Source organism: Burkholderia sp. (assembly GCF_018375725.1).
Lineage (GTDB): Bacteria > Pseudomonadota > Gammaproteobacteria > Burkholderiales > Burkholderiaceae > Burkholderia.
This window is the reverse complement of record NZ_JAHACR010000022.1, coordinates 23,044-29,933: the sequence shown is the minus strand read 5'-3', so window position 1 is coordinate 29,933 and position 6,890 is coordinate 23,044. Positions and strand designations below refer to the sequence as shown.

7 protein-coding genes are annotated in these 6,890 nt (G+C 57.6%); 6 read left to right on the top strand and 1 reads right to left on the bottom strand.

The window, feature by feature from the left end:
* A partial coding sequence (locus tag KH616_RS05760) for a metallophosphoesterase (RefSeq protein ID WP_292237967.1) occupies window positions 1-273 on the bottom strand: 273 nt, incomplete at its 3' end.
* Window positions 274-616: 343 nt separating this feature from the next.
* Between KH616_RS05760 and rfbB the strand changes: the two genes are divergently transcribed.
* From rfbB to KH616_RS05730, 6 genes are all read left to right on the top strand, one after another.
* Complete coding sequence (gene rfbB / locus KH616_RS05755) at window positions 617-1,678, top strand: dTDP-glucose 4,6-dehydratase (RefSeq protein ID WP_292237966.1); 1,062 nt, start codon at window positions 617-619, stop codon at window positions 1,676-1,678.
* Window positions 1,679-1,689: 11 nt separating this feature from the next.
* Window positions 1,690-2,583 carry a glucose-1-phosphate thymidylyltransferase RfbA gene (gene rfbA / locus KH616_RS05750; RefSeq protein WP_292237965.1) on the top strand — a complete coding sequence of 298 codons (894 nt, stop codon included), beginning with the start codon at window positions 1,690-1,692 and terminating at the stop codon, window positions 2,581-2,583.
* A complete protein-coding gene (gene rfbC / locus KH616_RS05745) occupies window positions 2,568-3,119 on the top strand; it encodes a dTDP-4-dehydrorhamnose 3,5-epimerase (protein WP_292237964.1) in 552 nt (183 codons plus the stop codon). Before rfbA ends, rfbC begins: the two co-directional genes overlap by 16 nt.
* Window positions 3,112-4,011 carry a dTDP-4-dehydrorhamnose reductase gene (gene rfbD / locus KH616_RS05740; RefSeq protein WP_292237963.1) on the top strand — a complete coding sequence of 300 codons (900 nt, stop codon included), beginning with the start codon at window positions 3,112-3,114 and terminating at the stop codon, window positions 4,009-4,011. Before rfbC ends, rfbD begins: the two co-directional genes overlap by 8 nt.
* A 383-nt stretch (window positions 4,012-4,394) precedes the next feature.
* Window positions 4,395-5,549: a UDP-N-acetylglucosamine 2-epimerase (non-hydrolyzing) gene (gene wecB / locus KH616_RS05735; RefSeq protein ID WP_292237968.1), complete on the top strand. Its 1,155-nt coding sequence runs from the start codon at window positions 4,395-4,397 to the stop codon at window positions 5,547-5,549.
* A 2-nt stretch (window positions 5,550-5,551) separates the two neighbouring features.
* Window positions 5,552-6,754 (top strand): glycosyltransferase, encoded by a 1,203-nt coding sequence (locus tag KH616_RS05730; RefSeq protein WP_292237962.1) that lies wholly within the window; start codon window positions 5,552-5,554, stop codon window positions 6,752-6,754.
* The last annotated feature ends 136 nt before the right edge of the window (window positions 6,755-6,890 follow it).

Sequence of the window (6,890 nt, the reverse complement as noted above, 5' to 3'; positions counted from 1 at the left end):
GAGGATCTCGCCGATCGTGTCGCCGGGACGCTCGGTCAGGATGCCGGCCGCGACTGCCAGCAGATGGAGATCGTGGTTGCCGAGCACGACGGTCGCGCGCGGACCAAGTTCGACGAGCGCGCGAAGCGCGGCCAGGGACGCGGGGCCGCGGTTGACGACGTCGCCGGCGATCCAGAGCGGTGTGTCGGCGGAGGCCGGAAGCTTGTCGAGCAGGAGATCGAAGGCTGAATGACAGCCTTGGATGTCGCCGATGGCGATGGGGGATTGCGTCATGGGGTCGTAAGGTTACAAATCGGGGCGATGCAGGGGAAAAATGATCGCCGCAACAGGACTTGTGCGCAACTGTATTCCATGCCAAGCGCTTGGTCCGGCATGACTTTTTTCGACGGATGCGGGTTCGAAGCGCTGTTTCAAGTTGTTAGCGGCGTGGCTATTGCACGGAACAGTTTCATATAATTGTTGCTTCCGCCGGAAAAATTAGCATTTCATGACTTTGACAGCCATGCTGACCGGTTAGAATTCCGGGCCTGATGGTGGCGTCGACTTGCCACTGCGATATTCAAAGTGGCGAGCGCCTGTCCCGCTTGCCGCGCATTAAATTAACAGAGAGAGCCTCATGATCCTGGTTACGGGCGGCGCGGGTTTTATCGGTGCCAATTTTGTACTCGACTGGCTGAGCCAGTCCGACGAAGCGGTGCTGAACGTCGACAAGCTGACGTATGCGGGCAACCTGCGCACGTTGCAGTCGCTGGAAGGGAATCCGAAGCATATTTTCGCCCGTGTGGACATTTGCGACCGTGCCGCGCTCGATGCGCTGTTCGCCGAACACAAGCCGCGTGCCGTGCTGCACTTCGCCGCGGAAAGCCACGTCGATCGCTCGATCCACGGTCCGGCCGATTTCGTGCAGACCAATGTCGTCGGCACGTTCACGCTGCTCGAAGCCGCGCGTGCGTACTGGAATGGTCTGAACGATGCGGACAAGGCCGCGTTCCGTTTCCTGCACGTGTCGACCGATGAGGTGTTCGGTTCGCTGACCGCCACCGATCCGCAATTCTCCGAAACGACGCCCTACGCGCCGAACAGCCCGTATTCGGCGACGAAGGCAGGCTCCGACCATCTCGTGCGTGCGTATCATCACACCTATGGTTTGCCGACCCTGACGACGAACTGCTCGAACAATTACGGCCCGTACCAGTTCCCCGAGAAGCTGATTCCGCTGATGATCGCGAACGCGCTCGCCGGCAAGCCGCTGCCGATCTACGGCGACGGCCAGAACGTGCGTGACTGGCTGTACGTCGGCGACCACTGCAGCGCGATTCGCGAAGTGCTCGCGCGCGGCGTGCCGGGCGAAACGTACAACGTCGGCGGCTGGAACGAGAAGAAGAACCTCGACGTCGTGCATACGCTGTGCGACCTGCTCGACGCGAAGCGTCCGAAGGCTGAAGGTTCGTATCGGGATCAGATCACCTATGTGAAGGATCGTCCGGGGCATGATCGCCGCTACGCGATCGACGCGCGCAAGCTCGAGCGCGAACTGGGCTGGAAGCCGGCCGAGACGTTCGAGACGGGCCTCGCGAAGACCGTCGACTGGTATCTCGACAATCAGGCGTGGGCCGACGAAGTGGCGTCGGGCGAATACCGCAAGTGGGTCGAGACGAACTACGCGGAACGGACCTGAGGACTCAAGCGATGGCACGTAAAGGCATCATTCTCGCCGGCGGTTCCGGCACGCGGCTGTATCCGATCACGCATGTCGTGTCGAAGCAGTTGCTACCGGTATATGACAAGCCGATGATCTATTACCCGCTGTCCACGCTGATGGTGGCGGGCATCCGCGATGTGTTGATCATTTCGACGCCGCAGGATACGCCTCGCTTCGAGACGATGCTTGGCGACGGCAGTCAGTGGGGGATGAACATCCAGTACGCTGTGCAGCCGTCGCCGGACGGGCTTGCACAGGCGTTCATCATCGGCAAGGAATTTGTCGGTAACGATCCCTCGGCGCTGATCCTCGGCGACAACATTTTTTACGGCCATGATCTCGCGAAGCAGCTCGAGCGCGCGCATGCCCAGGAGTCGGGCGCGACGGTGTTCGCGTATCACGTGCATGATCCGGAGCGGTATGGCGTCGTCGAATTCGATCAGTCGTTTCGCGCACTGTCGATCGAAGAGAAGCCTGCGAAGCCGCGCTCGCACTATGCGGTGACGGGCCTGTATTTTTACGACAATCGCGTGTGCGACATCGCGGCGGACATCAAGCCCTCACCGCGCGGCGAACTGGAAATCACCGACGTCAACTCGCGATATCTTGCCGATGGCGCGCTGAATGTCGAGATCATGGGGCGCGGCTATGCATGGCTCGATACCGGTACGCACGATTCGTTGATCGAGGCGGCGAGCTTTATCGCGACGCTGCAGAAACGCCAGGGTCTCGTAGTCGCTTGTCCGGAGGAAATCGCGTATCGCAAGCACTGGATTGATGGGGAGCAGGTATTGAAGCTTGCGCAACCGCTTGCGAAGAACGCATACGGACAATACCTCAAGAACATTCTCACGGATCAAGTCGCATGGCCATCCAAGTAACGGCAACCGCATTGCCCGAAGTCAAGATCATCGAACCGAAGGTGTTCGGTGACGCGCGCGGGTTCTTCTACGAAAGCTTCAATGCACGTGAGTTCGCGGAGCACGTGGAGCCCGGCGTCGAATTCGTGCAGGACAACCATTCGCGTTCGTCGAAGGGCGTACTGCGTGGGCTGCATTACCAGATCCAGCACGCGCAGGGCAAGCTTGTGCGTGTGGTCGAAGGGGAGGTGTTCGACGTGGCGGTCGATGTCCGCAAGAGCTCGCCGAATTTCGGCAAGTGGGTGGGTGTCGTGCTGTCGAACGAGAACCATCGGCAGCTGTGGGTGCCGCCCGGTTTTGCACATGGTTTCGTGGTGCTGTCCGATGCAGCCCAGTTTTTGTACAAGACGACCGATTACTGGTTTCCAGAGTACGAGCGCAGCATCGTCTGGAATGATCCGGAAATCGACATTGAGTGGCCGATCGACTTTGAGCCGCTGCTGGCTGCGAAGGATGCGGCGGGCAAGCGTTTGAGCGAAGCCGAAGTCTATGCGTGAGGCAACCATGAGTCAGGAGCCGACGATCCTCGTGACGGGCGTCAATGGTCAGGTCGGGTTCGAGCTATTGCGTTCGTTGCAGGGGCTCGGGCACGTGATCGCATGTGACCGCTCGATGCTAGATCTCACTGATCTTGATCGTGTGCGTTCGGTCGTCCGCGAGCTCAAGCCGTCGATCATCGTGAATCCGGCTGCATATACCGCGGTCGACAAGGCCGAGACTGACGTCGATGCCGCACGTCGCCTGAATGCCGATGTGCCGCGCGTATTCGCGGAAGAGGCGGCGAAGAGCGGTGCGGTGTTGATTCACTATTCGACCGATTATGTGTTCGACGGTACGAAGAATGGCGCATACGTCGAGATGGACGAGACTAATCCGCAGAACGTTTATGGGCTCACGAAGCTTGAGGGCGAACAAGCGATCGCGGCGACGGGGTGCGCGCATCTGATTCTGCGGACGAGCTGGGTGTATGGGCGACGCGGCAAGAATTTTCTGCTGACGATGCTGAAGCTAGGCGCGGAGCGTTCGGAGCTACGCGTTGTGGCTGATCAAGTCGGTGCGCCGACGTGGGCGAATACGATTGCAACCTCGACGGCGCACATCGTGGCTCAAGGACTAGCGGCAGAGCAGGCGCGGTGGTGGCAGGAGAAATCGGGAACATTTCATTTAACTTGTTCGGGCGAGGCGTCGTGGTACGACTTCGCGCAAGCGATTTTCGATGTGGCGTTGGGAGAAAACGGACCGACGGTCGTGCCCATTTCAGCGAGCGAATATCCGGTACCGGCTAAGCGTCCCACGAATTCGTGCATGTCGAATCGCAAGCTGACCGACACGTTTGGACTGCGTCTTCCCGCATGGAATGAGGCATTGTATTTGTGTCTCGCCAGCTAGTGCGACATTGATAATCGCGACCATAATGTCTGGAATTCGACGGTGGCGCGGCGTTCAACTAGATGACGAGTAGTGTGCTGTTCGGATCTGCGTTCCGGAATCGTTTTTGGGGACAATTCATATCTGCCTGTTGAAAGGAGTGTCAGGTCAATAGGCTGAAATGGGATGTGATCAACATTTCGGATTTCGTAATTATTGCGCGGTGGTGGGAAGGTTGGCGAGTCAAGCTAGTAAGAATGTCGCTGCTTGACGGCAGAGAAGGTTTTTTGCTTCCCGTCGGGAAGTGCATTTACTTTTTGGGGGCCGGGGCGTATGGAGGCTGTTGCGATAGAATTCCGGCCGGCGCCAAGCGCGTTTTTAGACTATTTTATTTTAATTTTCCGATGAAAGCTAACAGAGTTGCCGTAGTGCTTGGTACCCGTCCTGAAGCGATCAAGATGGCGCCGCTGGTGCATGCGCTCAATCGATCTGCACATCTTGAACCGGTTGTTATCGCAACGGCTCAACATCGGGAAATGCTCGATCAAGTTCTCGACATATTCGACATCAAACCAGACTATGACCTTGATCTGATGCGTCCGAACCAGACGCTTGCTGGGCTCACATCGCGGTTAATTACATCACTTGACGAAGTCGTCAAGGAGGTCGCGGCAAGCGCACTTTTGGTTCAGGGCGATACAACCAGCGTATTGGCGGCCTCGTTGGTTTCGTTCTATAACAACGTTCCGGTTGGTCACGTTGAGGCGGGGCTGCGTACCAGCGACATGCGCAATCCGTTTCCCGAAGAAATGAATCGTGTTGTCACTGGGCGCCTCGCGCACTGGCATTTCGCGCCGACTCAGTCGGCAGCGCAGAACCTTCTCAACGAGCAGGTGCCGGCTGACTCGGTGTTCATGACTGGCAACACTGTCATCGACGCCCTGTTCGAGGCTCGACAGCACCCGAAAAAGGTGCCGCGCAGGGTCGCAGAGGGCCGCAAGATGATGCTGGTCACAACGCATCGGCGCGAAAATTTTGGCGATCCGCTCAAGCGCATTTGCGCTGCCGTTGCGGAACTGCTCAAGCGTAATCCGGCACTGGATGTGTTGTTCCCCGTGCATCCGAATCCGAATGTATCGTCAATTGTGTATGAGGCACTCGGAAATCATCCGCAGGTCGATCTCTGTGCGCCGCTCGATTATCTGTCGTTCATTGCGGCGATGGAAGCAGCCGATATTATCTTGAGCGATTCGGGCGGCGTGCAGGAGGAAGCGCCGGCACTCGGAAAACCGGTTCTCGTATTGCGGGAGGAAACCGAACGTCCCGAAGCTGTCTCCTTTGGTGTGGCGGCACTGGTCGGTACGGAAACAGCGTCGATTGTTGATAAGGCGCAGCGTCTCCTGACGGATCCGTTGGCTTACGCCGCAATGGCGCGCGGTGCGTCGCCTTATGGCGATGGTCAAGCTGCTCACCGAATCGTCACAATATTGGAGCAAGCCTTGTGCGATGGTGCTTCGGTTAGCGGAAGTGCATCGAGTTCGATGCCGAACAATCAGTGAGCATGTTTGAGCAAACGGGGAATCCAAGCGGCAGCGAGCTTCGTTCAAGCGGACGTCGGCTGATTTATTTTTCGTCAGTGCCTTATGAAAGCTATGCGCAGCGGCCGCACTTTCTTGCCACTGCGTTTGTGGACGATGGGTTCGAATCGGTGTTATGGGTTGATCCTTATCCGACGCGTTTTCCGGTGCTGACGGATTTGGCGCGACTGGGGCGCCGAACCGTAGCTGATCCGAAGCCGGGACATCCCCGCATCCTGGTCGTGCGGCCGGCGGCACTCCCTATCGAACCATTGCCGATGAGCGGTTGGATCAATCATCTGATTGCTTGGCGGACGGTGCGCGCGCAATTGCTCGCTTATGCGGACGGCGCGCGACATTGTGTGCTTGCAGTGGGCCGTCCGAGCAGGCTTGCGGAATGGGCGCTGAAACATGTGCCGCATAATCGGTCATTCGTTGATGTACTTGATAACTTCCCCGCGTTTTATCGGGGTCTGTCTAGAATCGCGATGATGGCGCGTTTGCGTGCTGTTTGTGAGAGCGTTACAGATGTGTATTGTTCAGCGTCACAGATTGCTGCGGATGTGAGTGAGGTTCGAAGCGATGCGCTCGTGGTGCTTAATGGATATTCAACCGATTATCTTCCGGAGCCGTCACGTATAGAGCAACGTCGCTACATTGGCTACGTTGGCTCCATCGCGGAGTGGTTCGATTGGCCTCTTGTGTGTTCGTTGGCTTTGGCGTTACCCGACGTGACGGTGCGGCTGATCGGTCCGGAGTTCGTCGCACGGCCCACCGAAATGCCGGCCAATATCGAGTTTCTCGGTGAGCGTCCACAGGACGAAATCGCTGACTTTGTTCGTCAATTTGCAGTTGGACTGATCCCGTTCCGAATCAATGATTTGACTTCGGGCGTCGATCCGATCAAATACTACGAATATCGCAGCATGGGCGTGCCCGTCTGGTCGACGAACTTCGGTGAAATGAAACATCGCGGCGAGATCGATGGTGTGTCGCATATCACGTCAAGAACAGATTGGAGGCGTTTGTGGCATGAGGTGCTTGCTACCCCTTTGCCGGATTTTGATGAAATCGCGTCGTTCCGCGCTGCGGTAGGCTGGAGCAGGCGTTTCGAACCCGTCTTGGCGCGTTCACGATTGCCCGTGTCAACTTCGCTCGGCCAACCCAGTCGTAGCCGAGCAGTATGAATTTTTAGAGCCAATGAGCCAATCCAGTTTCACCCAAAAGGGTGACGAATTCCGGCATCACGTTGCATTTAGCCAAGTCACAAGTATGGCTTGCGGGTATTGTGCCGCCGATTTGAGCGGGGCGTGGTCGGTTTCG